Raw genomic sequence first — 23,777 nt, 5'->3', positions numbered from 1 at the left:
TCCTAAAACAGCTTGCCCTGCGGTGTCTCGCTAATCTGGTCCACCTTTTTCAGCACCATCCAGACATTGCGCTCGGTCATCTGGTATTTGCGCGCAAGCTGGTTGACGGCATGCACGGCCGGGTGCTCGCGGGTCAGTTCGTCGAACTCGGCCCGGATCAACCGGTCACGCACTTCTCGCATCGCCACCGCGCAGCGCGGGATCGCCAGCACTTCACCGCCGAAATGGGCTGTGAGCTTATCGGCGGCCTCGACGCCCACAACTTCCGCCAGCGCTTCGTAGCGGATCTGGCCTTCACGCCGCTTGTTCTTGCTCACGGGGAATGTAGTGCCGCCCCAGACGTCAATCAAGCGAGCGGCTTTGGGCAGGCCGATTAAAGTGGCGATCAGCTGGGCCATTTCCGGCAACAAGTGCTTCACGTCGTCCAGTTTCATCTCACGTCCCTCCCATGTCGTTTCGCGTCGTAAGTCAGCGCCGCCACCAGCTTCTGCAACTGCTCAGCATCCAGCCAATCCACCTTGTCCACCGTGAACATGCGCTTGGCCATCGCGTCGGCGTAGGCCCAGGGGCGCTTGGCTTCCGCCAGCAGCGCTTCGACCTTGCCCACCAGCGCCTTGCGATCCCGCCCCACGCTGGGCCGCTTTCCGGTCTTGGCCGCGATCTTCGGCTTCCAGCCGCAGCGCTTGAGATGGGCCAACACCTTGTTGACGCCAGCAACTGTCAGGTCTTTGCTCGACGACACGCCGGCAATGCTCTGCAGCATGGCGCGGTAGGTGTCGTCGTCCATGGCCAGTTCTTTCTTTGCGATGTGGATCTTCGCCAGGGCGGGGTTGCGGTTCATTTGTCACTCCGTTAAAACGCGTTGCGGAGCCGGCAAGCGCCGGCTCGACACCGGGTTCTATGCCGCTTGTTCCGCAAGGATCTCGATTGAGTCGCAGACCTTGCAGAGATGGTTGATTGCAGCCTTGCCGCTGGCCCAGGTGACGCAATAGCCGGTTACGGTCGCGGTCCAAAACGGATCCTCAGCACACATTTTCTTGAAGCAGCGCTTGCCTACGGCCTTCTCCATGTCGTCCCGTTTTTTCTGGCTGACCAGCGGGCGCACTGACTTGCGTAGAAACTTTTGCTCAGGGTGTTCTTCCTTGGCGGACATCCACTTGCCTTGCCAGCTGCCATTCACATAAGTGACAACGCGATAGCTCATGCCTTTGCTGCGCTCAACAACCAAATCCACTCGATAGCCATCGCATTGGAGGCGAACCCGCCCCAGGGGTGGCTCAGCGCGGCGGCCAACTCCTGCTTCTGCTCTTTGCTTAATTTCATTGGGCATCTCCTTTCTTCGGTGCGCCGTTTGACTTGTACTCGCGGCCAATGCGCTTTCCTTCCTGAATGAGCCATCTGCCGAGTTGGCGCAGTTGTGTCGGGGTAAGGCGCTGGAAGCTATCAAACTCAAGATCGATCATTTCCCAAGGCGGACGGAATTCGCCTTTGGTGCGCTCGGAAACCATGATGGTTACCGGCAGATCATCGTGGCTGGTTTCTTCGTGGACGATGGCCATCACTCGCCCCCTTTCGCCTCGGCCGCCAGGCCGGCCTCTTGAGTCGGTGTGGCCGGCGTCTGCTGTTCGACCTGGGCCGGCTGCGGCGCAGCCAACACAGCCGGATCGGCTCCACGCTGGTGCAGCATCATGCAAAGGTTGGCTATGTCCTCGAAGTTGCCGGCATTGCCTTTCTCTAGGTGGCCGACCAGCAACTGCGCCAGGGACTCGACAGAGCATTGCGCTGGGTCGTCCCAGCCACTGCGTCCCTTATCGCGTGCTGCGGCAAGCTTGACCTTCATCGCTGTGGCGAACTTGTCCACTGCCAGGTCATCCGTGTGCTGTGATAAAAATGCGCGATTGGTGGCGGCGATGATTGAGCGAGCGTTACGCAAGTACGTATTGCGCTCCTCCATAAAATCCACAGGGTCACAATCACCACCCAGCGAGGTGATTCTGTCGTTGCCCGCCTCCAGAGTCTGGACATAGCCGAGATACAGATACTGCAGCGCATCAAGCAGCTGCTTTTCCAATGCAGTCATGCGGCGGCACCTCCCAAAGCTTTCTCTGGAGGCGTCACAAACACGACGTCTTCGTGAGAGGTGCTTGCGCACCAGGACAGCCACTGGTCCAACGCATCTGCCGCCGCACGTTTGTCAGCCGCTTCCGGCACGCCCGGCACCAACAGAACTCCGTGCTGAAAGCCATGCCGCGCCACCACGTTGAGAATGGACTTGAGCGAGCATTTCGGGCCGCGGGCGATGACGATGCCGCCTTCTGGCTCCTGCCCCTGGTCGCCCCACTCAATCAGGCCCGAGGCCCAGCACCAGGCGACCTGCGGCGTCATGTCGTAATACGAATGGGCACCGCAACGAGGGCAGGCCAACACGTCCCCCAGTTCCGTCGGGCGGCCGATGCGCTCGGTCTCACGATGTGGGTAACGGCAACGGGCGCATTTCACGATCAGATCGGCCATCTCACACCCCCGCAATATCAAGAGGGATCTGGCGGTACTGGTCGGTGTCGCCGACGCGCTCATACACGCGGATATACGACTTCGAGCACTGCACCCGCACCGAGTCGCTGAGCGCCGTCATCGCGCGCTGCCACTTCTCGTCCTGGATGTCGAGCCGGCGCAGGGAGAGGATGCGGCCGGTGCTGATGTTGCCTTCCTTGTCCACGTTGAATGCGTCGTTGATCAGCGCGCGGAGTTCGCTGCGCGCACCCTCGGTCCAGGTATGTACGCATTCGTCTATCAGGGCTTTGGCGGCCTGCAGTCCTTCGTCGAATGTCAGCGTGTCCTGGTTTGCACGCTTGACCATATAACGGCCATCAAAGCTGACCAGGCTGACATTGCCCTTGGCTCCGCCAAGCTTGGCGTCGTAGCGCTCGGCGGAGAGTTCGATAAACGCCCCGATGTCGGCGAAGACGGTTTCCTTGAACGTGGCCAGCGTCTGGCTCACCACTTGCGCTTTCTCGATGATCTCGGCCACGAGCTGGTCGCGCTCCAGGTCAATGGGCTTGATGGTCTCGATGGGAATCAGGCGCCCTTTGGCGTCTTGCTTGTAGCCCTGCGGAATCGTGTTCATGTCTTGCTCCTCAGTAATCGCTTCACTTTTGCCAGCTCAACCCGGTTCCGGCTCAACCAATCCGGGGTAAGGGCCGGTTCATCTGCTGCTTGCCAGAACTTGCGCGCTGGCGTCGTTACGGCGGGCGGCGGCGGAGGTTCCGGTGGCTCCGGCACCGGGGTGTCGGGTGGGGCCGGCTCCGGCTGGACTGGCTCAGGTGGGGCTGGGGTAGTGAAGGCCGCCAGCTCGTCCTGGTAGTCCAGCCAAACAATCTGTCGCGCCTCCTTCCTCGTCTTCCCCATCGCCACCAGACGCTCGACTTCGTCGGCCAGGCGCTGCTTGGTGGCCGCGTCCAACTCGATCTGCGTCATGACTCGAGTTCAGACCAGACCACCCGGCAGCCTTCGCACTTGAACTGCGCAGCGCGATAGGGGCCGAAATGCGCTTCACGCCCGAACGAGTAGTAAGCCGCTTCGCCGGACTCAATCAGCGCTTGGCACCGGCCGTCTTTCAGCACGGTGATGGTCGGCCGAGCCGGGGTGAAGTCGACGCGCAGCACGGTAAAACCGCGGGCGGTCAGTTCTTCAATGGCTCCAGCCAGGCGCAGCGCAGCGGCGAGCATCACTTCGTTGACGCATTGACGCTGAGCCGGGGAATAGATCTGTGTTTGAACGGCATGCATGTCAGTCTCCTTTGCGGCGGTTTTGGCACTGCTGGCATGCGCGCCAGTGGGCCATCTTGAGCGGGTTGTGAGTCGGTGCCGGGCCGGTGGCATGGCTGCGGCAGAGGTCGGCGGCGATGGTCTGCCCGAGGTAGGGGCAAGCCACGGCTTGTTCCAGCAGTTCGATCACGGCCTTGGCGATCTTGTCGGGCCGGCCGGGGTACTTGCCGGACAGCACCAGGCTGATCGTTGTCGGGCTGTACCCCAGCCGCGCGGCGACAGAGCGCATGCTTGTGCGCTCGGCCTCGGCGCGCAGCAAGTCCAGCCAGTAAGTACGGGTTTCAGAGGTCGTCATGGTTGATCTCCTCAGCCCACACCACTTGGTCCAAATTCGGGTCGTACACGTAGGCGTTGCGGCCGACGACGGGCGGACGCGGCCCGGTGTAGCGCTGCGACAGGAAGCGATAGCGCGGCGGGCCGGACTTGCTCCGTTTCCGGGTCTGCAGCACATAGCCGGCCTGGACCAACTGGCCGATGTACACGCTGGCGGTGGTGTGGGCGACGCGGCGTTCCGGCGTACTGGCCAGCGCCGCCAGTTCGCGCGTCGAGAACTCGCCGCCGACAATGCGCATGGTTCTCCAGATCGCCTCGGTGGCCAGATCCCGCTGGATCGGTTCCCCCTTGGCGTTTAAACGCGGGTACTCGATGCCGCAGTCTCGGATCAGGCGGAAGTGCTGCTGATCGTTGTTGCGGATGCGCTGATTGATGCGTTCGACGTAGCCGCCTTTGACCAGGGCGTTGATGTAGTGAAGGATCCCGCCGCGGCTGGCCTCGGTGTCGCTGTAAATCAGCAGCAGCGTGAAGTCGTCGCGCCGCGCGCGGATCGCCTCCCAGATCCGCTGAAAGCTGCCGCGGCCGCCGGCGCTGATCATCGGTGCGGGGCGCGTCATCACAGGCCCCCGCGGCGTTTCGGCGCGTCGCCGGTATACAGGTCGCGCTCGCCCCACTTGGCCAGCGTCATTTCGGACTCGGCCAGCATCATGGCTTCTTCATGGACGCGGGTCAGGTTCACGCACACCCGGCGCACCGAGCCATGCGCCACCTCAACCAGGCGCGCCAGCAGATCCTCGGCAATGCTCACGCTCGGGCAATAGATCGGGGCCAACAACTCTGCGTCGGCCAGCGACACCGGCAGGGCCGGGATCCAGGCCATCACCCGGCTGTGGAAACGCTCCCAGCGCTTCAACTTTTGCGGGATGGTTTCCTCGCCCACTAACAGCAGCGTGCCCTGGCTGCCCTCGTAGATGTCCCGTACCAGTTCGATCAGGCCGTCGGAGCGCAGGCAAAAGTCGAATTCATCGATGATCAGCGGGCGGCGGCTGGCGGCGATCTGTTCGCACACCTGGTCGAGTAGATTCGGGATCGTGCCCGCGGGCTTGATGCCCATCTCGAACAGGATTTTCTCCAGCAAAGCCTTGCGGTTCCAGGCGCTGCGCATCTGCACGTAGTACCCTCGCGTCTGATTTGCCAGAGCGCTGCAGGCGATGGTTTTACCGCGGCCGGCTTCGCCGTACATCACGCCGATGCCGGGTAGTCCATCGACACGCGACAGCAGTTTCTCGGCAGCGACGGCGACCAAGTCCAGGTTGGCGATGTGCGCCACGCGATTGACCATCGGTTGGTGTTGAGTCATGATTTAATCTCCAAGTTGGTCCCGCGCTGTTGCAGCAGCGCGGCATAAGATCACGCGCTCTTGCGCTGATACGTTCTGAATTCGGCGGTCGCCTGATAGGTGTGCCGCCATTTCCTTGCCTTCTCGCTGTCGATGTCCTCCTCTGTCATCGCGTTCAGTCGTTTCCACTCAGCCCAGCGCGCTTCCGGGGTACTGGGCACGCTCCAGGCAGCCTCTGCGGCCGGCGTAGCGGTTTCCTGCGCCGTCGGTTTGCTGACCCCCGGTTCGGCCACCACGTCAACCGCCTGCAGCTCCCGCGCCCGTTGCGCCAGTTGCTCGCGATTGATGCTCATGAAGCCGGGGATGGTGACGGTGTCGCTGTGCTCCAGCGCCGGGGTGCCGTGCAGTTCTTCCCGCACCTCGACCAGCTTGGCTTCAAGACGCTTCTCGCGGCCGGTGGCGCGCTTCTCGCGGGCGCGGTCGATAACCGATTTCGGCATGTAGTCACGCTTGTTGGCGTCCAGCTCGGCGGTGCAGAGGAAGCGGCCTTCGTCGTCGTAAACCCAGACAATTTGAGGGTCGTGAATGTCGTAGCCGACCCGCAGCTGCTCGCCGTGGAACTCTTCCAGCGCGCGGGCGAAGTAACGGTTGCCGAGCAGCTCGATCTCGCAGCGGCGCACCGTGCGCAGCATTTGAGGACGGAACAGAGGGCGGACCTCGTCGTCGGTGACGCGGTGGGCTTCGAAACCCTGTGCGACATGCAGCGCCCACTTCTCGTTCGGCGTCATGTGGCGGCGGCGGCCCGTCGCCGGGTCGGTAATCTTCGGCAGGCTGCGGTGCGGGCGGTCGTTGTACTCGGCCACCTTTTCATCGCAGAAGGCGACGAAGCGTGCCCAGGCCATCAGCGGCATGGCGGCGTTCTGCTGGTTTTGGGCAATGGCTTTGCGCGACAGCTTGAAGGTGGCCAGCTTGGCCTCGCGGTCCATGTCCCAGCCGATGTAGCCCGGCAGGCTCTTGGCGGCGTTGATCCAGATGGTCTGGTGCAATTTTTCGATCACGCCGCGCGCCTGGGAGTTGTACGGCAGGCTGTTCACCATCTCGATGCCAAGGCGGGCCATGAAGCCCGTGGAGACGTCTAGCATCATCTGGTTCTTGTAGCCGGACCCGTTGTCGACGTAGAACACCGCCGGGATCCCAGCTTTCATCGCCGCATCGCGCAATGCGTCCAGCACGGCCAGCGCGCTTTCTGCCAGGCCGACAGACCATCCCACCGCCTTGCGGGTGGCGATATCGACCATTGTCGTGATCTCCGGGCGGAACGGGCGTCCATGCAAGGGGTGCTGCACTTCGGCATCAAATGTGTGGCCGTCGGCGCTGTAGATGTCGCCCGGCAGCAGGTTTTCAAAGCCGCGGCGGATGAAGGGGCGCAGGGTTTTCAGCTCATGCTCGCCCATGCGGCCGATCTCGCGGCTCACGTTGCCGACTTTGGATAGGAAGCGGCGCACTTGCCATACGCTCGGTATCTCGGTTCCCGGCTGAGCCTGTGCCCAATCCTTGATGAACTCGCGGTAAGCGTGTTCCACCGTGGGTTTTTCCGGGCGCTGGTAGTAACCGAGGAAGAAAGGCGCCCAGGCGGGCACGCTCATGTCTCGCTCGCGCTTCTTCGGGGCCAGCATGCCGGCGCGCTCGTACTCGACAAAGCGCAGCACGCTGCGCACGCTCGGCAAGCCGTCTTCGCTTTTGCGGCCGCGCTCGTCGCGGGCCATCTTGAGCATGCCCACCAACTGCTCGTTGGCGGCACCCACGCGGGCCATGTCGATCAGTACCGCGGCGGCTTTCTTCATCGGGTAGCCGGAGCGCTGCATCAGCATTTCCAGCGACTGCAGCACGCCGCGCCGGGCATCCGCTTTGAGCGCTTGGCCCTCGGTCTCGATCAACGGCAGTTGGTCTTCACGTCGGATGGGAAGGACTGGCGCAGACAGCGCCGCCACTTTTTCGGCGGCTTTGGCGCGGATCGCTGCAAGCACCTCGGCGGGCGGGCTGTACTCGCGGCGGGTGCCGCCTTTGCCGGTGGTCTCGACGAAAGACCAGCATTCCCGTTCTGCTTTGGCAATCAGCTTGCCTTTTGATGTCGGCAAGCCTTCGACCTGTAAGGCCGACAGCTCTGCGGCACTATAGTGGGACTTCAGGGCCGAGTTCATTTGTTCAGCCGCTTCATTCTGTTCATCAACTGGCCAAGCAGCTTTTCATCCATCTGTCCCTCAATGGATTTTTGCTTGGCTTTGATGTGGCGATCCAACACCGCCATAGCTCCAAACTCGGCACACAATGCTTCGTCGGCGGTCAACAGCTTGCGCCCGGCGTAATGCGCCATCCACTCCAGCGGACTGTAGTCGTCGCATACCGACATCAGCGCCATCAGCGCGTCGACGGGGATACGCCGTTCTGCTTGGCTGGGGGCCGTCCACAAATCAAGATGGGCCTTGCTGATGTTGCGGCACAGCTTCTCGCTCATCTGATCCGCGACGCGGTCGCGTGACAGCCCGCGGCCGAACGCGCTATCCAGGACCACAACCAGCGCTTGGCGGATCGCGGCGTCCAGGATGTTTTCGCCCTGGACGGCGACGACGCCGCAGGGGGTTTCGATGGCGAACACATCGAAGTTGAGGGGAAGCTGGTCCTCGTGCAGATCAACTCGGTCATTACGCTTGCGACGGCTCATGCTGTACTCCTTTGCCGCTTTAGTTCACTTGAAGCACTATCAAAGCGAACAATTCGTTAGAATTAAGGGGTGCGAATTAAGCTGACCGTTTTGTCATGAACGGTTTTTGTTCGCCTCGATATACTTGTGAGCGTAACGAGGGCGGATACGACGGCCGTCCGGCGTCCAGCGTTCCGGCCAAAGCTCGTGGGCGGGTATGCCCAGGAACTCGGCAATGGCGACTTCGCCGGACAACACCGGACGAATCAAGGCGTTGCGGATGGTCGAAAGCGGAAGATTGCGATCACGCGCCAAGGCGTTCATCGTGCTGCCGGCTTTGCGGATCGCCGCCTTGATGTCCTCTTTGTGCCAGCCAGGGGCTGAGTCGAACTCATACTTGGCTCCTTTTGATAACCGGTTACCGCCGGTTTTTTGTTCGGGCGTTAATCCCGAAGGTCACTTTTAACCAAGGTTAAGTGTTCTTAAGTGTTCCGTCAAGAGTGTTCTGTAGCGGAACACTAAAAAACACTCGTTGCTAGCGCTCTTCAGAGTTGCGTCGCACGCAATGTATTGATTTTGCTTGATAAATTTGAACTGTTCCGCATTGACGTGAAAAGCGTTCTTGCGGAACACTTTTGAGGCGCAAAGCGTTCCGTGAAAAAATTACTTTCTGCCAGCGAGATTGGAGCGATGCGTCTTCCTGGCCTTCCAACTTCTAAGCAAGCTGTGATTGCACGAGCGGCTGCTGAGGGCTGGTACTACGAGGAGAAGAAGGGATAGGCGGCACTCGCCGCGTTTATGAACTGCCCGCTCAGTACTTGTCTGCAGTAGAGGTGGCTGTCCCACTATCGACGGAGCTAACACCAACTGAGCAAATTGAGGCTGCACAGGAAGAGAAGGTTGCTGGCACGATCATGCCAGGAGGGCGTAGCGTCGATTTGGAGACGATAAAGTTTGTCGATGCCGTCCTTGAAGAGTGGCTACAGAAAAAAGGGCTACGCCTCAAGCCGGAGCGGCGGGCGGGCATTCTGGCCGTGCTGTGCGACTATCTGGCCAAAGGCGCAACGGAGAAGGATCTGCAGGAAATGTTGAAGGTGCTCTCCGCCTAGAATTGGCGGCACTTATAAATGCGACTATGCTGATGGCTTTGCAGTTAGCATAGCCGCAAGTTGGAACTAGAAGAGGTGAAGCTTGCTTTGGCGCGTGCCTTGGATGATGCATTTGAAGAGACAGCGCAGACTGCACTATGCAAAATCCCGCACTGCCCATACCAGAAGAATCGTCCTCCGGACAAGGAAGCGGCAAACGATCCGCTCTGCGACTAGGACGATGCTCAGTTATTGTCGAAAGCTGATCATTCCAGTGACAATAACAACGCAAAAACTTCCACAATCACACCAGAATTTCTCATTTTTGCGCACAGCGTCCGCGTAGCAAGAATTCGACAGACCCCGCGCCGCTATTGGCTTTGAGCAGCATTCGCCCCTCTATCCTGGAGTGACAAACTAACCACCACCCCACAGCCGCTTAAAACCTCGGGCCTGCCACCCGACGGCAGGCTTGAAGGGAGTTGGGGCGCATCGGATACGCGGTTTCCGATGCATCAAACCGAGTCTCAAAGCACAGACAAAATGTGATGTTGCTAGGAGTATTGCACTGGGTCAGGAAGTGGGATGAGCCAGGATGACATGGGATAAAGTGGCGGGAAATCAAGCCTGGGCGCTGTCTCTGAGCAATCTAGCCGCCATTTTGATGACGAAAGCCAGCCGTTGCATCGAAAATCTGTGGAAGCATGATTTTTGTGGCTGGTTTTGCATCCATCTGGCGGCGTCTTAGAAGAGTTTTGAACCTGCCAGCCCCAACCCTGCCGCCACCGCTTTTTTGCGTATGGCCACAAGACCACCAGCCAAACAATGGCCGTTTGCCATCGATCCTCCACCCAAAAGTGGGCAACTGCGAGGGAAAGTGGCGCTGCTCGGCTACCTGCATGCATTACAGCCGCTGAAACGCTTGTCTGATGCGGGATTGTGGGATCATTCGCAGCCTCTATATCCCGTGGGAAGCGTCGTCGGGGCGTTGGTGGCCTGGCTTTTGCGAGCAGCCCCTTGAGATGATCGATAGTGCCCTGATCCCCATGACGCCTTGCCGCCGCAAATTAATATGACGTGGACATCCTAGATTAGTATTATCAGGCTCGCAACCAGCACTAAGGGCAGTTGCTAAGCTCAGGCCGCCAACGCTTGCAATAGGCTAGCAATTTCCTGTGGATTGACTGTATTTCGAGACCGTAAGTAGCGATACAACACCACCACAACCTCCGCTTTGCGCTCCGGGTCGAGCTCTAAATTTTCCTCTAGCAGCCATTCCTCTAGCGCCTGAACGCTTAGTTTGACCATTTCGACGGCGTCGTCCTCAGATGCTTTTACCTCACCGTGAACAACTCTTTGTCTCGCGTAGAGTTCACCCTCCCCGGTTGCCAGCCACTCAAGAGAAACACCTTTTGCCATAGCCAAGTTTGCCAGAACCTCAAATGGTGGTGCTTGCTCTTCCGCGATGTATCTACGGAGCGAGATTGGGCTAACCCCAGCTGTAGAGGCGGCCTCACCCTTTGTGCCGTAGAGGTCTGCAACGGTTCCAATGCGGTCTCCGATGCCACTGTTGCAAATCGGAAACGATCCATTTTTGGCTGAAGCCATGCAAATTCCAATCGTATATGTCTGTTTTCATTGAGAAAACAGTGCAATTCCTAGTTAAATCAATCGCATCCGAATCGGAAATGAATCGGAAATGAGTGTTTTTTATTGATGAATGGATCGGATGCGATCCATAATGTGCTTGCGAATTCATTGCAAGAGATCATCAAATGAACACACCAACAGTGCAAAAAAAAGCCGCCGACTGGCATCGGGCGGATATTGTTGCAGCCGTCCACAAGGCGGGGTGGTCACTTCGCAGACTGTCCATTGAAGCCGGACTCTGCGCAGGCGCACTCAACAATGCACTTGACCGGTCATGGCCGAAAGCAGAGGGCATCATTGCCGCTGCTATCGGAGTCCCCCGGAAAGCATCTGGCCAAGTCGCTACAACAAGCGCCATTTTAAGCCGGTTTTTCCTGCCGCGCTTCCCAAATCTACAGAGGACTGCGCAAGTACGTCCCCTGTCTCCTCGTGAATGGTAGTGAACCCCACTCGGAATAACTACCACGCCAATTCTCATTCAGAGGTCAAGACAAATGGGAAAACGACTAACACAAACTGTTTCATCGAGCCTCAGCGATGCCATCAACCGGCAAGTAGAGGCGGCATCCAAGATCGGCTTGGTTCCGAAGCGCATGTCGGACCTGATGGGTGTTGAACTCAAGACCTATTACCGCTGGCTGGCGGACAACAGCATGCCGCTGAACCGCGTTCGCCAGTTCGAAACCTTCTGCAAAGCCTCCTACATCAGCGAATACCTCTGCACGGCTCATGGAGACAAAGTGGTGATCGCCATCCCGTCTGGCCGTGCCGCCAAAGCGAGCGACCTTGGGGAAATGCAGGCTAATTTTGGCGAAGTGATCATGCTGCTGGAGCAATGCTACCGCGACAAAACGAGCGTCGCGGAAACCCTGGCCTTACTCGGCGTTGTCCTTTCGCAAGCGGCCTACCACCGCGAAAACATCCGCAAAATTGGCCAGCCTGAGCTCGATTTCTGCGAGGGCCAAGCATGAACTCCCCCGCATTCAAGTCGTATTTCAGCGCGTCAGAGCTAGCGAATATGCGCTTGCCTAACCTTCCGGGGACTGAAAGGGGCATTCGCATCACTGCTGAGCGTAATAAGTGGGACGCTCGCAAGAAGCTCCAAGGTAAGGGGTTCGAGTACGCTATTTCTAGCCTCCCAATTGACGCCGTCCGCGCCATCCAAGCCCGCGCCGCTGCCGCCGGTCGCGTTGACCAACTGATGGACCCCGCCGCCGCCCCGGCGATCAATAGCCGAATCCCTGGCTCGCAAATGAGCTTGCTGGACGACGAAAACCGCCGTGAAGCCGACCGCGAAGTGCTGCTGCGGCTGCCGAAACTGACGCCAAAACAGGTCGCTCGCTTCGAAGCGCGCCGCAGTATCACCCTAGCCTGGTACACCTATCTCAAGCTCCACGGCATGCGGCCGTCGCGCAAGCTGTACGAAGCCTTCGTCAGCCACTTCAACGCCGGCCACCTGCAGGCGAATAAGGTGCAATACCCGGAGCTGGCCATCGCTACCGCCGGCGTGATTGAGCAGATCGCTCTGCGGACTCTGCAGATGTGGGTGTCCGACTACGAAAAAACCGGCCTTTCTGCCTTCGTCGACAAACTCGACGGCAGCCACCAGCGCGGCCGCTGCCAGATCAGTTTGCAGCCGGATTTGCACAACTTCACACTCGGCATGCTGGTCAGCAATCCGCATATCAAGCCGGTCCACCTGGAACAAGCGGCCGCCGCCCGCTTTGCCGGCCACAGCAACGTGTCCGTGCCCGGATACCACGCGTTCCGCCGCTTCATCAATCAATGGAAAACCGACAACGCCGAGCTGTTTACCGCCCTAATTAACCCTGACGCGTGGAAAAACCAACACATGTCGGCGTTCGGCTCGGCATCTGAAGACGTTTACGGCTTGAACCAGCGCTGGGAGTTCGACTCCACCCCGGCCGATCTGATGCTGACCGATGGCCGTTACTGCTTGCTCGGCGTCATCGACGTCTGGAGCCGCCGCGCCAAGCTATTGGTTGCCAAAACCAGCCGCGCCCTGGGCGTGGGCGTCCTGGTCCGGGCCGCGCTGCTCGACTGGGGCAAATGCGCCGAGGCCAAAACCGACAATGGCCAGGAATACGTCGGCGTCTACGTCGACGACGTGTTCCGCGCACTGGACATTGAGCAGATCAAATGCCCGCCGTTCCAGCCTTGGCACAAACCGCATATCGAACGGCTGTTCCGCACCTTCTCGCATGACCTGCTGGAGCTGCTACCAGGCTATATCGGCCACAACGTCGCCGAGCGCAAAGCCATTGAGGCGCGCAAGCAGTTCTCGGAACGGCTGTTCACAAAGAACGAGGTACTGAATGTCGGCATGAGCAGCCAGCAGTTGCAGGCGTTCTGCGACCAATGGCTGGTGCGCTACCACAACGCGCCGCACAGCCAGTTGGAAATGAGCCCATTTGCCAAAGCGGCGACCTGGACCGGCGAGGTCGAGCAGATCGACAACCCGCGCCTGCTCGACGTGCTACTTGCTGAGCGCATCGACCGCACCGTGCTGAAAAAAGGCCTGCAGATCGACGGCGGCTGGTTCATCGCCCCGGAATTGGCGGTGAATCTGATCGGCCGTCAAGTCCAGGTCCGGCTGGACCCCACCGACCTGGGCCGCGTCTACGTGTTCCACGACGGCCAGTTCATCTGCGTCGCCGAATGCCCGGAACGCACCGGCATGGACCGCCAGCGGGTGGCGCAGCAGGCCAAGCAGTTACAGACCGCAGAGGTCAGCCGCCAAAAACGGGAACTCAAAGCGCTGGCGCGTAGGGTGAACACCGACGAGGTGGTGCAGGAAATCCTGCGTGCCGACGCCGAGCGCGCCGGCAAGTTGGTCTCGCTGCCGCGGCCGGCCGCCGCCGTCGACACCCAGGGCACCCGCGCCGCTGCGGCCGCCGTCCAGGCCGTCGACAACCCTCAATCCAATATCCCGCTGGCGATTAAACGCCAGCAGGCGTTGGCGGCTAAATCTGCCCCGGCCCCGGTCGACATCCCGCTCAGCGACGAAGCCAAGTTCCGCCGCTGGCTGGAACTGTCCGACTTGGTCGAGCACGGTCAGGCGATCCCCGAAAACGAACAGCGCTTTTTCGCCGGCTTCCCCAAGACCGCCCGATTCATGGTCCAGCACGAGAAGCACCAGAAGCTGCAGGCCAGCCAGCCGCGCAACGCCGGCAACCACTAGGAGTTTGAAACATGACTTTGAATGCTACCGCCGACATTACCAATGTCGATCTGATGCACGCCACGGCGCTGCGCCTGTTGAACCGCCCGAGTGGCTCGGATGGGCTGGCCGTGATGTTTGGCCCCAGCGGCTACGGTAAAACCCAAGCCGCGACTCAGGCCTATCTGCGCCACAACGGCTATTTCGTCCGCGTTTCCGACTCGTGGACTTGCAAGACGTTCTTGCAAAAAGTCCTCGCCGAAATGGACATCCAAGCGGGCTGCACCACCAGCGCCATGCTCGACCAAGTCGCGCAGCAGCTATCGACCAGCCAGCGCCCGTTGATCATCGATGAAGCCGACTATGCGGCTGACAAGCCTCGCCTGATTCAGTTGATACGCGACATACACGACACGAGTTGGCGCGCCAGCATTGTCCTGGTCGGCGAAGAAGCACTACCGCACAAGCTGGCCAAGTGGGAGCGGGTCCATAGCCGCGTTTTGGATTGGGTGCCGGCCCAGCCGGTCAGCCTGGCCGACGCCCGCAAGCTGGCGCCGATCTATTGCGCCGATCTGCCGGTCGCAGATTGTCTTCTGCAGCGCGTGGTGGATGAAGCCCGCGGCTCGGTGCGTCGCGTTGGTAACAACCTGAACCTGATTCGCGAAGAGGGACTGGCCGAAGGCTGGGACGTCGCCACCCTGGAGGTGTGGGGACCCGGCCGCTGTACAACGGCAAAGCACCGACCCGGAGACTGCCGCAATGACCGCGCCCCGCAACGGCCGCAAACCGGCTCAACTGGAACTGGCCGGCGGTAAAAGTCCGCGCCAGCTGGCCTGGGAAACCATCCGCGCCCGTCGTGAAAGCTTCACGCTGAACGACGTCGCTTGCTATGCCGACATCGACATCCAGACCGCGAAAGCCTACCTGCAGGCGCTGGAGCGCGGCGGCTATATCAGCAGCACCAGCCCGCGCCGCAATACTACTATCGCCGCCAAAACCTACCGCCTGGCCAACGACTGCGGCGTCGACGCGCCGCGGCTCAACCGTCACGGCCAGGTGGTGAATCGTGGCATTGGCAACACCAATATGTGGCGCGTGATCCGAATGAGCAAAAGCGAGTTCGACTATCACAGCATCGCCCGCGATGCCTCCACGCCTGAACATCAGATCGCCCCGTCGACCGCCAAAAACTACCTGCTCGCACTGGAGCAGGCCGGCTATCTGGACATCGTTCAGCCCTCGCAAGGGAAGCCCGGCGGCGGCAACAGCCCCTGCCGGCTGCGACTGCGCCCCATTCACCCCATCACCGGCAAAGCGCCGGGGCCGCGGGCACCGATGGTTCAGCTTCTGAAAACGGTCTACGACCCGAACTGGGCGCAGATCGTCCAGCAAGAGGCACCGCACCATGACTAACTGGCTCGCGATGTTGCACGCCGCCGTTCAGGCCGAGGGCCAACAGGCGGTAGCGCGTCGGCTGAACTACTCGCGCACCACCATCAGCCTGGTACTCGCCGGCAAATACACCGGACGCGTCGACCTGGTGCAAAACGCGGTGCAAACGGAGTTCGGCACTGTCGCGTGCCCGTTCTCCGGGCATGCCATCGCCCGCGACGTCTGCGCGACGATCTCCGCCGGCCCGATCCCGACACATAACCCCAGCAAATTGGCGAACTGGCAGCACTGCCGGCATTGCCCCAACCGCAGCACAGGAGAGTGACGATGTTACATAGCGAAACCGCTGCTCTGCAGCGCATCCAATCGAATCAGCAGCTGCACGAGCAGCCCGTTGCCGGCCGGGAATACTTCCTGATCCGCCGGCATACTCTGGACCGCCAGCCGGCGCTGCAGCTGACCGTCGATTTCTATCGTCAGCGTTTCGAGTCGGGCCGCATCGATTTCTGGAACGACGCGGACCAGAAAGACGACGAGCTGCAGGTCAATGTGCCGATGGGGCGGGACTCTTTCTCGCTCTTGTACCGCATGGCGCGCTGCTGCCTGCATCGCCGGCCGCTGAATCTCTACGTGACCGAGGCCCGGCCATGAGCGCCGTCCTGCCGCTGGGCCGGCCGGTGCCCAATGTCTACATGCTGGCCGGCGCTCACCGGATCGCCGCCGCGATTGAGCTGCTGAGCCGCGAAGGGCTCACCGTGCTGAGTTCGGTACAGGAACACCCGATGAAGCCAACGATTCGCGTGCGCCACAGCATTCAGTGCGACCGCCTGATCGCGACCGGCGAAGCCAAGTTCTATTCGTTCGGACACGACAACGACGGTCGCTACAGCGAAGCCCAGTTCGAACGCGCCGGCTGCCGCGTGATCTGGACCCAATACCCGTAAGTCCAGCGCCACAACACCCCGTAATGACCAGGAGCACATGACATGCAAACCGAACAGAAAGACTACATAGAAATCCGTCGCAACCGCGGCATGAATCAGGGCGAATTCTGGAGCCGGGTAGGCGTCACCCAGTCCGGCGGCTCGCGCTATGAGAACAAACGCAAAATCCCGAAGCCGGTCGCCGAACTTGTCCGCTTGCAGCACGAGCTTGACATCGACACACGGCTGATCAGCAGCGGTAACGCGGACCTGGTGCGCGCCGTGATCGGCGGGACGCTGGACGCCGAGCAACTGCGTCGCACCACTGCGCGTTTCAAAGTGTTGATCGCTTCCATGAACTTGGCAATTCAAGAGGCCGCCGAGTTGGCCGGCGACGTCGACAACCTGATGACGGGCCGGGAGGGCTGATCATGCAGACCATTCAACATCAGCAAACCATCGTACTCACGTTGACTCGTGCTGCGCAGCCTCTGAGTTTTGGCCAACTGACCGAGGCCACCCAACTGAGCCGCGCACAAGTGCAGGAATGCCTGGACACGCTGGAAGACATCGGCCTGGTGGCGTTTGACGTCGACCAGAAAACCTACCAGGTGAAGCAGCCGTCCGCGGCTTCCACGGTGGCCACGTCGCCAGCGAAGCCGACCACCGATAGCGCCGCTCATATTGTGGTCCAGTCGGTGCCGCAGCAAGTGCGCCAGCATCTTGAAGCCGCGCCAGGTAAAACGCTCAGCTCGGCTGAACTGCTGAAGCGGGTCAACGGCTCTGGCCAAGCCACCAGGGCCGCGCTCCAGCACTGGCGCAAGAAAGGCTGCGTCCGCATTGCCGGCGACGGTTGGCAATGGCTTGACCCGGCGCAGCCGGTTAGCGCCGCCACTCCCGAGAAGGCCGAGAAGGTTCCCGCCCCGGTGCCGCTTGAGCCTGCCCCGGTGGCGTTGCGGGGGCCTGAGGCACCGGCAGCCGATGCAGCAGAGCTGGCGCAGGTCGACCAGACACTGGCCCGCTTCACTCGACCGTTCCGGCTGGCGGCCGTACATGACGGCTCGCTGGAGATTCAGAACAGCGGCGGAAAGTTGACGCTGAACGCCGAGGAAGCCGTGGCCCTGGCGGTGTTCATGCACAAGGCTGCGCCCCTGGTCGGGACGTCGGCATGACGCAAGCGGCGCTGGACGAAACCACCCGGCAGCGGCTGGCGGCCGAGGTCGACCGGCTCGTCGCAATGGACATCGACCGACGCACGGCGCGGCGGATCGTGTGGGACGACTACCAGGACGAGTTGGCCGCCAGCCAAATCGCCACGCCAGCGCCACTTGCCGACACTCCCGTACCGGAGCCGCCCACGCTAGAGCCAGAACCTGCGCCGGTGGCTTCTAGCCGGCAGCGGTTCTTTACCGCGGACCCGCCCTTTTTTACACCAGAGCGCCTGGCTCGCAATCGGGCGGCGCTTGAACAGATCAAGAAGCTTGTTAGGAGGATGTGATGCAAAACACTGCGCAAGACGTGCCGGAAGGTTTCCTGCGCGATGCCAAGGGCCGGCTTTGCCCAATTGAGATCATTTCGGACCTGGACCTGGCTCGCAATGATTTTGTATTGGAGACCTGGAAGCGCGCCCTGGCGCTACAGGAACAGGTCGCCCAGTTCAAAGCCGAGTTGTTCCGCGACATTGAGGACTTCATCAAGTTGTCGTCCGAGCGCTACCAGGTCGACGCCGGCGGCGAAAAGGGCAACGTGAGCTTCACCAGTTTTGACGGCAGCAAACGGGTGCTGCGCGCCATCAGCGACAGCCTGGTATTCGACGAGGGCCTGCTGGCGGCCAAGGCGTTGATCGATGAATGCGGGCAGAGATGGACCGAGGATGCCGGGCCGGAGGCCAAGGTGTTGATCAATGACGCCTTCCAGACGGACAAGGCCGGCAAGATTTCGACTTCCCGCGTGTTGAATCTGCGCCGGCTGGAAATCGAGGACGAGACTTGGCAACGAGCGATGAAGGCGCTGTCCAATTCGCTGACCGTGCAGTGCTCAAGAGCCTATGTCCGCATTGAGCAACGCAACCCGAACACCGGCAAATTCGAGTCGCTGCGTTTTGACTTGGCGGGGGTGTGAGATGGCTGCTGCAAAACCTCGTGCGAATGCTAAACAGAAGCCCATTTGCCACCTGCGCATTGGTTTTACCGACCTGTTGATTGATGCAGACAAGGGTTTGCAGGTGATCAAGCTGTTAAGCGAGTCCACGGAGTGCGATGTGTCCTACGGCCATGGATACAGCTACGTAATCACCGAGCCGCCTAAATTGAGCATGGAAATGGTCAACGCCAATAGCGTGAGAAGACGTAATCCCGTCGATAAGCAGTTGGCCATTGGCCATGACCCAGATTGATCGATTTTTTCAACGCAGTACCCAAGGAGAAAAGCATGAACAAGCAAGAGCTGATCAAACACGTTGCCGCCGACGCGGAAGTGAGCACTAAGCAGGCCGAGGCGGTGATCAACAGCCTGACCACCACCATCCTGGACACCGTCCGTGCTGGCGGTGAGTTGCAGATCACCGACCTGGGCAAGTTCGGCAGCGTGGAACGCGCAGCCAAAACCGGCCGCAACCCAGCGACTGGCGAAACCATCCAGATCCCGGCCAAGCGCGCGGCCAAGTTCTCCCCGGCCAAGCGCCTGAAGGACGCCGCCGCTGGCTAAGCGACAACCCGATGCGAAACCGCCGCGAGGCGGTCTGCCGGGCGTGGTTGCCTGGTACTGATGAGCAGCCGAGGAAAACATGGACAAGCAAACCGCAATTGAAAAGATCAGGAAGTGCTTAGCGCTGGCCAAGAGCGCGAACGAGCACGAAGCCGCCGCCGCGCTGCGACAAGCGCAGGCGCTGATGCGCAAATACGGCGTGGAGGATGGAGACATCCTGATGGCGGAGGTAAGCGAAGCCAAGGTGAAAGCGGGAGCCAAAGCCAAGCCGGTGAAGTGGGAAAGCCAGCTCTCCAGCGCTGTGGCTGCTGCCTTTGGTTGCCGCAAGATTTTTGTCCAGGAGTGGAAGGCGGGTTACTGGACTTTCATCGGCTGCGGGCCGGCCGCTGAAATCGCAACCTATGCCTTTACGGTGCTGATGCGCCAGTTGCGCAAGGCCCGCAGCGTCTACCAGCAAACCCATTGCAAACGCCTGGTTCCCGCAAGTCGTACTCGCCGCGCCGATCTGTTCTGCGAGGCCTGGGTTGCAGCTGTGCGTCGCCAGATTGAAGCCTTTGCCGGCACGCCTGCCAATGAAGAGGCGCTGGAGGTCTACATGGCTAAGGAATACGCAGACCTTGGCTCATTGGTGCCGAGGGATCGCCAAGCCGGCAAGAACCTGCGCGGTGGAGATGTTGATGCACGCCGCGCCGGCTGGAATGCCGGACGAGAGGCGCAGCTGAACCACGGAGTCGACAACAAGCCCTTGGCCATTGGTCAGTAACCAGCGAAAGAAACGACATGGACAAGCTTTGTAATCGCATCGACGAAATCGAGCAGAAGGTTGCGATGGGCGAGATGGACGCATTCCAGTGCTTCACCCAGATGCGGCAGCTGTTTGATGCCGCCCGCAGCCAATCGGCGCTGCTCCCACTCTACCGCGAAGTTGTCGGGCGCATCGCCATTGCTCCAGACGCCCGAATCGCATTAGAGAACATGCGCTGCTGGTGGGACAGAGAAAACATGCTCCGCATTGCGATGGACCTACCCGAACGAGAAGGCCGCGCCTTCATCGGGCGCTAATAGAACCTGCCGTCGAGCCGGTTGTGTTCAGCCGGCTCCGCAGCAGATTTTAGTTCGCATCGGTGAGCCGCCGGCCCCGATCAACCTTGGGGTGCCGTCCTCTGATACAGCCGGCGGGCGGCTCACCGATGCGAGTGCATGTAGGAGAAAAAAACGATGACAGACCAACGTAGACCGATGATCGCCAAGCTGCAGATTGCTAAGCAGCAGTTGGGGATGGATGACGCCGATTATCGGGCGATGCTCGCTCGCATCGCATCGGGCAAACGGAGCAGCACGCAATTAACGCGGGCCGAACTGGACATGGCGCTGCGCGAGATGGCTCGCCTCGGTTTCGTGCAAAAGCCAGCGCAAAAGCATGGCCGCCGGCCGCGGCCGACGGACAGCCGCGAAACACTGGTCGCAAAAATTGAGGCGCAGCTGGCTAGCGCCGCCAGGCCCTGGAGCTACGCCCACGGCATGGCGTGGCATATGTTCCGGATTGCCCGCGTGGAATGGCTGGACGCCGAGCAGCTGAACAAATTGATGTTGGCGCTGGTTTACGATGCGCGTCGCAATGGGAGGCCGAAATGAACGAAGCCCAGCATGAAGCGGCGATGGCCCGCGCTTTGCATCTGCTGCCGGAAAACGCCCGCCAGGTCGTCGACATCATCGGCCTGGCCACTACATTGAAACTCGTGAACGCCTTTGGCGGCACCCATGTTTCTGTACCCAAAACCACACGCGAGCGTGGCAGTTTCTCCGCGCTGTCGGAGGTCGTGGGCACCGATGCCGCTCGGCTGCTGGTGCGGCGTTATGGCGATACCCGGCTCTATGTGCCGAAATGCGCAGCCGCGTTGCGCGGTTTGCGCGATGCCAACATCCGTGCGGACTATGATAAATGGTGTCGGGAATTGGGGCATAATGCCACTGTCAATAATATGCTGGTTCCCAAGTACCGACTATGCGACCGGAGGCTGGAAGACATCTTGTCCAAGGCCGACCAGGTGTTGCCGGAGGCGCAAGGGAGCTTGTTTTAGGAGGAGTGATGGCGATTACCAATAAGCAGTTAGGTATTGTGGCTATTCTCATGGTTGCTATGGCAGGTGCAGAGTATTACCAGTACAAAGCCACCACTCCCAAGTCGCCCCCGTGCAGGCACAAAGCCAATCAGTATCTGCCGCGCAGTTGGGCAATGAATGGCCGCTGCGCGTCGCTTCCGGCAAAATTTACTGCGAACTCGGCACCCGCTACGTGTTCGAAGACCCGAACGGCCAGCGCTGGGCGATCAACGGCGCCGCCACCGGCCCTTATCCGGCCATCCTACCGCTGCAGCTCGACAATCCCAACCCAGAACTAGCCTGCCGGCCTGACGAACCGAACTACATGACACCAAAGATGTCTCTGACGCCTTTGTTTGATATCGCAGAAGTGCAATGTAATCGTAAGTAACGCTCAATTAGGGAGACTTGGATGCGCGTCTTGTCTGTTCTTTGCTTATTCTTCGTCACATCATCAGTCGCTCCTTCCGCCTTAGCACAAGCTTACAAATGCAAAGCTGGGGATGGGTCTGTTATATATTCTGACAAACCCTGCGATGGAGATAGCCGCCCACTTATCTTGCATGACAACCATCTCGGCTCGCCTCCACCAGGAAAAAAGCACAGCCCACCTCCAAGGGAGAGCTCGAATTCGTTACATAAAAATACGTGTAATCAAATCGTTTCAATGTATGAGGATTCTGAGAGAAAAATACAATCTGGCAGTTGGAGTGAGTACTTTGATGGTGTAAACACAAAAAAACGCCTGCTCTCCGCATACATCAAATGTAAAGCCGAAGCTAAGAGCGGCAACTAGTCTACCGAACCCCTTCCTGATCTTCTTTCCGGCCACCGCTCCCTAATATCGCTTCATGTCCACGACATGAGGAGCGGCCCCATGGCCCGAACCATCAATCGAATTGTGATTCATTGCGCCGCCTCGCCCAATGGCAAGCAGCTGGCGCGCAGTGACAACCAAACCGCCGCCGGCATCATCGATGTTTGGCACAGCCAGCGCGGCTTCCGGCGCAGCGGCCCCTATACCGCCAGCTTCAACCCCAACCTCAAATCAATCGGTTATCACTACGTGCTGGACGTCGACGGCCGCAAATCGACTGGCCGGCATCTCGACGAAATCGGCGCACATGTTCAGGGCCATAACGCCGACAGCATCGGGATTTGCCTGGTTGGCACAGACCGCTATACCAGTCCGCAGTGGAGCGCGTTGCACAGCCTGGTCAAAGCGCTGCAGGCGCAGTTTCCCGGCGCGGCCGTGCTAGGCCATCGCGATCTGTCCCCGGACCTCAACGGCGACGGCAAGATCACGCCGAACGAGTGGACCAAAACCTGCCCGGGCTTCACGGTCGCCGAATGGCTGTCTAGCGGTATGAAGCCCTTAGCCGCGCATCTGTTGAGCTGACCATGGCGCTGCGAGACCTCATCACAAACCCGGCCACTGGCCGGCTTTCTACCAGCGACAGCACCCTGGTCGGCGCATTCCTGGCCAGCACGCTGGCGCTGCTTTACGCCACTGTCACCGGCCAACTGAGCGAATGGCTGTTTGTTGGCTATCTGGCTGCCTGGGTGACGCAAAGCCAAGCGTCCAAACGCGCCGCCATCACTCGCGACTCGCTGCCGACAAAACCGGAGGAAACGCCATGAATCCTTGGTTGAGGCCCATTGGCCTGGCGCTGGCGGTGATCGCGGTGTCCGGCCTGATTGCCGGCGGCGGCTACCAGATCGGTGCCAATGTCTACCAGGCCAAGTTGGACCGGCTGCATGCCGACTATGCACGCGAGCGCCAAACCCAGGCCGAAGCCCAGGCGACGGCGCTGGACAAAGCGCTGCGCGAGCAAACCGCGCTCAACGAACAGGCGCACCGCATAGGCGTTGAACTGCTGAACACCCGCGCTGAGCTCGTTGCGGCTCATACCGCACTGAAACGGAGAATCCCCGATGCGACTCGTTCCGACGGCTCTTCTTTTACTGGCCTTGGCCCTGCAGGGCTGCGGCTCTACACCGACAACCTCGGTTATGTCGACGCCGCAAAGGGCTTGCCCGCAACCGACGCCGGAAATGCTGCAAAAACCGATGCGACCGCCGCCGCCGAGACCGGGCTATTACCAGTCGACCTCCTGGCTCATTCCGCCGATTACGGCGCTTGGTGCCAGAAGATGGAGCAGCAGCTCGACAGCTTGAACCGCTTGTATCACACGGAGTCCCGGTGATCGATTTCCTGGGCCTGCGAATGAATGACCGCGGCGATCTGCTCGACGAACTTGACGCCACCAGCGACAGGCTGTCCGGGCTGATTCAGCAGATCGCGCCGCTGGGGGAAATGGCAATTGTGCAAAAGAAGCCGCAAACCGCCTGGCGGAGGCCAAGGCGTCGTGGACGGAGGCGTTTGATGGATCAGTTTGACCAAGCATCGGAGCTGGAGCAGCTGCAGCGTGATATTGCGCTCAGCGATCAGCTGGCCCGCGCTGCTATCGGGCCAGGCTTGAGCCACTGCGAGGATTGCGGCGACGCGATCCCGCCGGCGCGGGCTAGAGCGATGCCAGGCTGCCGCCGCTGTATTTACTGCCAAGAACGCAAGGAGCGCCGCTGAGCGCCGAG

General features: G+C 60.4%; 39 protein-coding genes, 1 other RNA gene and 2 pseudogenes. 26 read left to right on the top strand and 16 right to left on the bottom strand.

All coding sequences use genetic code 11. The features are described 5' to 3' along the window. Positions 1–2 precede the first annotated feature (2 nt). The 15 genes and pseudogenes from HQN78_RS04040 to HQN78_RS03970 all read right to left on the bottom strand — a co-directional run. Positions 3–434, bottom strand: coding sequence for a Mor transcription activator family protein (locus HQN78_RS04040; RefSeq protein WP_235088088.1), 432 nt, complete (start codon positions 432–434; stop codon positions 3–5). Further along, the gene (locus HQN78_RS04035) at positions 431–841 is read right to left on the bottom strand and encodes a gp16 family protein (protein WP_235088086.1); all 411 of its coding nucleotides are present in this window, start codon (positions 839–841) and stop codon (positions 431–433) included. Before HQN78_RS04035 ends, HQN78_RS04040 begins: the two co-directional genes overlap by 4 nt. Before the next feature lie 57 nt (positions 842–898). Next, the gene (locus HQN78_RS04030; RefSeq protein WP_235088083.1) at positions 899–1,330 is read right to left on the bottom strand and encodes a hypothetical protein; all 432 of its coding nucleotides are present in this window, start codon (positions 1,328–1,330) and stop codon (positions 899–901) included. After that, on the bottom strand, positions 1,320–1,559 hold the full coding sequence (locus HQN78_RS04025) for a hypothetical protein (RefSeq protein WP_235088081.1): 240 nt from the start codon (positions 1,557–1,559) through the stop codon (positions 1,320–1,322). Before HQN78_RS04025 ends, HQN78_RS04030 begins: the two co-directional genes overlap by 11 nt. Continuing rightward, positions 1,559–2,080: a hypothetical protein gene (locus HQN78_RS04020; protein ID WP_235088078.1), complete on the bottom strand. Its 522-nt coding sequence runs from the start codon at positions 2,078–2,080 to the stop codon at positions 1,559–1,561. The genes HQN78_RS04025 and HQN78_RS04020 overlap by 1 nt, the downstream gene beginning before the upstream one ends. Further along, a complete protein-coding gene (locus HQN78_RS04015) occupies positions 2,077–2,514 on the bottom strand; it encodes a hypothetical protein (RefSeq protein WP_235088076.1) in 438 nt (145 codons plus the stop codon). Before HQN78_RS04015 ends, HQN78_RS04020 begins: the two co-directional genes overlap by 4 nt. A gap of 1 nt (position 2,515) precedes the next feature. Then, positions 2,516–3,127, bottom strand: a complete 612-nt coding sequence (locus HQN78_RS04010; protein ID WP_081575566.1) for a DUF3164 family protein — start codon at positions 3,125–3,127, stop codon at positions 2,516–2,518. Further along, entirely contained in the window at positions 3,124–3,477 is a 354-nt protein-coding gene (locus tag HQN78_RS04005) for a hypothetical protein (protein WP_235088074.1), read from the bottom strand. The genes HQN78_RS04010 and HQN78_RS04005 overlap by 4 nt, the downstream gene beginning before the upstream one ends. Next, positions 3,474–3,788: a hypothetical protein gene (locus HQN78_RS04000; RefSeq protein WP_107732745.1), complete on the bottom strand. Its 315-nt coding sequence runs from the start codon at positions 3,786–3,788 to the stop codon at positions 3,474–3,476. The genes HQN78_RS04005 and HQN78_RS04000 overlap by 4 nt, the downstream gene beginning before the upstream one ends. Position 3,789: 1 nt before the next feature. Continuing rightward, complete coding sequence (locus tag HQN78_RS03995) at positions 3,790–4,122, bottom strand: XRE family transcriptional regulator (RefSeq protein WP_235088071.1); 333 nt, start codon at positions 4,120–4,122, stop codon at positions 3,790–3,792. Continuing rightward, positions 4,109–4,717, bottom strand: coding sequence for a hypothetical protein (locus HQN78_RS03990; RefSeq protein WP_235088069.1), 609 nt, complete (start codon positions 4,715–4,717; stop codon positions 4,109–4,111). The genes HQN78_RS03995 and HQN78_RS03990 overlap by 14 nt, the downstream gene beginning before the upstream one ends. Next, positions 4,717–5,460: an AAA family ATPase gene (locus HQN78_RS03985; RefSeq protein ID WP_107732742.1), complete on the bottom strand. Its 744-nt coding sequence runs from the start codon at positions 5,458–5,460 to the stop codon at positions 4,717–4,719. Before HQN78_RS03985 ends, HQN78_RS03990 begins: the two co-directional genes overlap by 1 nt. A 50-nt stretch (positions 5,461–5,510) precedes the next feature. After that, entirely contained in the window at positions 5,511–7,640 is a 2,130-nt protein-coding gene (locus tag HQN78_RS03980; RefSeq protein WP_235088067.1) for a Mu transposase C-terminal domain-containing protein, read from the bottom strand. Beyond that, on the bottom strand, positions 7,637–8,161 hold the full coding sequence (locus HQN78_RS03975) for a hypothetical protein (RefSeq protein WP_235088065.1): 525 nt from the start codon (positions 8,159–8,161) through the stop codon (positions 7,637–7,639). Before HQN78_RS03975 ends, HQN78_RS03980 begins: the two co-directional genes overlap by 4 nt. A gap of 93 nt (positions 8,162–8,254) precedes the next feature. Further along, positions 8,255–8,500 (bottom strand): annotated as a pseudogene (locus tag HQN78_RS03970) (helix-turn-helix domain-containing protein); the annotation flags it as partial. A 473-nt stretch (positions 8,501–8,973) separates the two neighbouring features. On the opposite strand from HQN78_RS03970, the gene HQN78_RS03965 reads away from it, so the two are divergent. Continuing rightward, positions 8,974–9,249 (top strand): hypothetical protein, encoded by a 276-nt coding sequence (locus HQN78_RS03965; protein ID WP_235088060.1) that lies wholly within the window; start codon positions 8,974–8,976, stop codon positions 9,247–9,249. A 1,116-nt stretch (positions 9,250–10,365) separates the two neighbouring features. Here the strand turns inward: HQN78_RS03965 and HQN78_RS03960 are convergent. Next, positions 10,366–10,836, bottom strand: coding sequence for a helix-turn-helix domain-containing protein (locus tag HQN78_RS03960; protein WP_107731688.1), 471 nt, complete (start codon positions 10,834–10,836; stop codon positions 10,366–10,368). Between the two features lie 182 nt (positions 10,837–11,018). On the opposite strand from HQN78_RS03960, the pseudogene HQN78_RS03955 reads away from it, so the two are divergent. From HQN78_RS03955 to HQN78_RS25760, 25 genes and pseudogenes are all read left to right on the top strand, one after another. After that, positions 11,019–11,311: pseudogene (locus HQN78_RS03955) on the top strand (transcriptional regulator). Between the two features lie 61 nt (positions 11,312–11,372). Next, entirely contained in the window at positions 11,373–11,849 is a 477-nt protein-coding gene (locus tag HQN78_RS03950; protein ID WP_107731690.1) for a hypothetical protein, read from the top strand. Then, positions 11,846–14,080 carry a Mu transposase C-terminal domain-containing protein gene (locus tag HQN78_RS03945; protein WP_235088058.1) on the top strand — a complete coding sequence of 745 codons (2,235 nt, stop codon included), beginning with the start codon at positions 11,846–11,848 and terminating at the stop codon, positions 14,078–14,080. The genes HQN78_RS03950 and HQN78_RS03945 overlap by 4 nt, the downstream gene beginning before the upstream one ends. Positions 14,081–14,091: 11 nt before the next feature. Next, entirely contained in the window at positions 14,092–14,874 is a 783-nt protein-coding gene (locus HQN78_RS03940; RefSeq protein WP_235088056.1) for an AAA family ATPase, read from the top strand. Further along, complete coding sequence (locus HQN78_RS03935; RefSeq protein ID WP_235088054.1) at positions 14,819–15,472, top strand: hypothetical protein; 654 nt, start codon at positions 14,819–14,821, stop codon at positions 15,470–15,472. The genes HQN78_RS03940 and HQN78_RS03935 overlap by 56 nt, the downstream gene beginning before the upstream one ends. Next, on the top strand, positions 15,465–15,776 hold the full coding sequence (locus tag HQN78_RS03930; protein ID WP_162787912.1) for an XRE family transcriptional regulator: 312 nt from the start codon (positions 15,465–15,467) through the stop codon (positions 15,774–15,776). Before HQN78_RS03935 ends, HQN78_RS03930 begins: the two co-directional genes overlap by 8 nt. 2 nt (positions 15,777–15,778) lie before the next feature. Then, a complete protein-coding gene (locus HQN78_RS03925) occupies positions 15,779–16,102 on the top strand; it encodes a hypothetical protein (RefSeq protein ID WP_114152727.1) in 324 nt (107 codons plus the stop codon). Continuing rightward, on the top strand, positions 16,099–16,395 hold the full coding sequence (locus HQN78_RS03920; protein WP_107731695.1) for a hypothetical protein: 297 nt from the start codon (positions 16,099–16,101) through the stop codon (positions 16,393–16,395). The genes HQN78_RS03925 and HQN78_RS03920 overlap by 4 nt, the downstream gene beginning before the upstream one ends. A 42-nt stretch (positions 16,396–16,437) precedes the next feature. After that, complete coding sequence (locus HQN78_RS03915; protein WP_203390503.1) at positions 16,438–16,803, top strand: DNA-binding transcriptional regulator; 366 nt, start codon at positions 16,438–16,440, stop codon at positions 16,801–16,803. 2 nt (positions 16,804–16,805) lie between these two features. Beyond that, complete coding sequence (locus HQN78_RS03910) at positions 16,806–17,546, top strand: helix-turn-helix domain-containing protein (RefSeq protein WP_235088051.1); 741 nt, start codon at positions 16,806–16,808, stop codon at positions 17,544–17,546. Next, positions 17,543–17,872: a hypothetical protein gene (locus HQN78_RS03905; RefSeq protein ID WP_235088048.1), complete on the top strand. Its 330-nt coding sequence runs from the start codon at positions 17,543–17,545 to the stop codon at positions 17,870–17,872. The genes HQN78_RS03910 and HQN78_RS03905 overlap by 4 nt, the downstream gene beginning before the upstream one ends. Continuing rightward, positions 17,872–18,495, top strand: a complete 624-nt coding sequence (locus HQN78_RS03900; protein ID WP_081574355.1) for a DUF3164 family protein — start codon at positions 17,872–17,874, stop codon at positions 18,493–18,495. The genes HQN78_RS03905 and HQN78_RS03900 overlap by 1 nt, the downstream gene beginning before the upstream one ends. Position 18,496: 1 nt before the next feature. Next, positions 18,497–18,769 (top strand): hypothetical protein, encoded by a 273-nt coding sequence (locus HQN78_RS03895; protein ID WP_107731699.1) that lies wholly within the window; start codon positions 18,497–18,499, stop codon positions 18,767–18,769. A 35-nt stretch (positions 18,770–18,804) separates the two neighbouring features. Beyond that, the gene (locus tag HQN78_RS03890) at positions 18,805–19,080 is read left to right on the top strand and encodes an HU family DNA-binding protein (RefSeq protein WP_235088046.1); all 276 of its coding nucleotides are present in this window, start codon (positions 18,805–18,807) and stop codon (positions 19,078–19,080) included. Positions 19,081–19,091: 11 nt separating this feature from the next. Further along, an RNA gene (locus HQN78_RS03885) (hammerhead ribozyme type II) lies at positions 19,092–19,154 on the top strand. Between the two features lie 5 nt (positions 19,155–19,159). Next, positions 19,160–19,843, top strand: a complete 684-nt coding sequence (locus HQN78_RS03880; RefSeq protein ID WP_235088044.1) for a DUF2786 domain-containing protein — start codon at positions 19,160–19,162, stop codon at positions 19,841–19,843. A 17-nt stretch (positions 19,844–19,860) separates the two neighbouring features. Beyond that, a complete protein-coding gene (locus HQN78_RS03875) occupies positions 19,861–20,142 on the top strand; it encodes a hypothetical protein (protein WP_235088040.1) in 282 nt (93 codons plus the stop codon). A 177-nt stretch (positions 20,143–20,319) separates the two neighbouring features. After that, positions 20,320–20,715, top strand: a complete 396-nt coding sequence (locus tag HQN78_RS03870) for a gp16 family protein (RefSeq protein WP_235088037.1) — start codon at positions 20,320–20,322, stop codon at positions 20,713–20,715. Continuing rightward, positions 20,712–21,161, top strand: a complete 450-nt coding sequence (locus tag HQN78_RS03865) for a Mor transcription activator family protein (RefSeq protein WP_235088035.1) — start codon at positions 20,712–20,714, stop codon at positions 21,159–21,161. Before HQN78_RS03870 ends, HQN78_RS03865 begins: the two co-directional genes overlap by 4 nt. Positions 21,162–21,273: 112 nt before the next feature. Beyond that, entirely contained in the window at positions 21,274–21,573 is a 300-nt protein-coding gene (locus HQN78_RS03860) for a hypothetical protein (RefSeq protein ID WP_235088033.1), read from the top strand. 21 nt (positions 21,574–21,594) lie between these two features. Further along, positions 21,595–21,978, top strand: coding sequence for a DUF4124 domain-containing protein (locus tag HQN78_RS25765; protein WP_370646588.1), 384 nt, complete (start codon positions 21,595–21,597; stop codon positions 21,976–21,978). Between the two features lie 81 nt (positions 21,979–22,059). Further along, positions 22,060–22,581, top strand: a complete 522-nt coding sequence (locus tag HQN78_RS03855; RefSeq protein WP_235088030.1) for an N-acetylmuramoyl-L-alanine amidase — start codon at positions 22,060–22,062, stop codon at positions 22,579–22,581. A 2-nt stretch (positions 22,582–22,583) separates the two neighbouring features. After that, positions 22,584–22,823, top strand: coding sequence for a hypothetical protein (locus HQN78_RS03850; protein WP_235088029.1), 240 nt, complete (start codon positions 22,584–22,586; stop codon positions 22,821–22,823). Continuing rightward, positions 22,820–23,389, top strand: coding sequence for a hypothetical protein (locus HQN78_RS03845; RefSeq protein ID WP_235088026.1), 570 nt, complete (start codon positions 22,820–22,822; stop codon positions 23,387–23,389). The genes HQN78_RS03850 and HQN78_RS03845 overlap by 4 nt, the downstream gene beginning before the upstream one ends. Beyond that, the gene (locus tag HQN78_RS25760; protein ID WP_370646587.1) at positions 23,386–23,769 is read left to right on the top strand and encodes a TraR/DksA family transcriptional regulator; all 384 of its coding nucleotides are present in this window, start codon (positions 23,386–23,388) and stop codon (positions 23,767–23,769) included. Before HQN78_RS03845 ends, HQN78_RS25760 begins: the two co-directional genes overlap by 4 nt. Positions 23,770–23,777: the final 8 nt, after the last annotated feature.

Origin of the sequence: Chromobacterium sp. Beijing (assembly GCF_021496765.1) — a bacterium.
Classification (GTDB): domain Bacteria; phylum Pseudomonadota; class Gammaproteobacteria; order Burkholderiales; family Chromobacteriaceae; genus Chromobacterium.
Note: the sequence above shows the minus strand (reverse complement) of the source record. Positions and strands in the feature narration are given on the sequence as shown.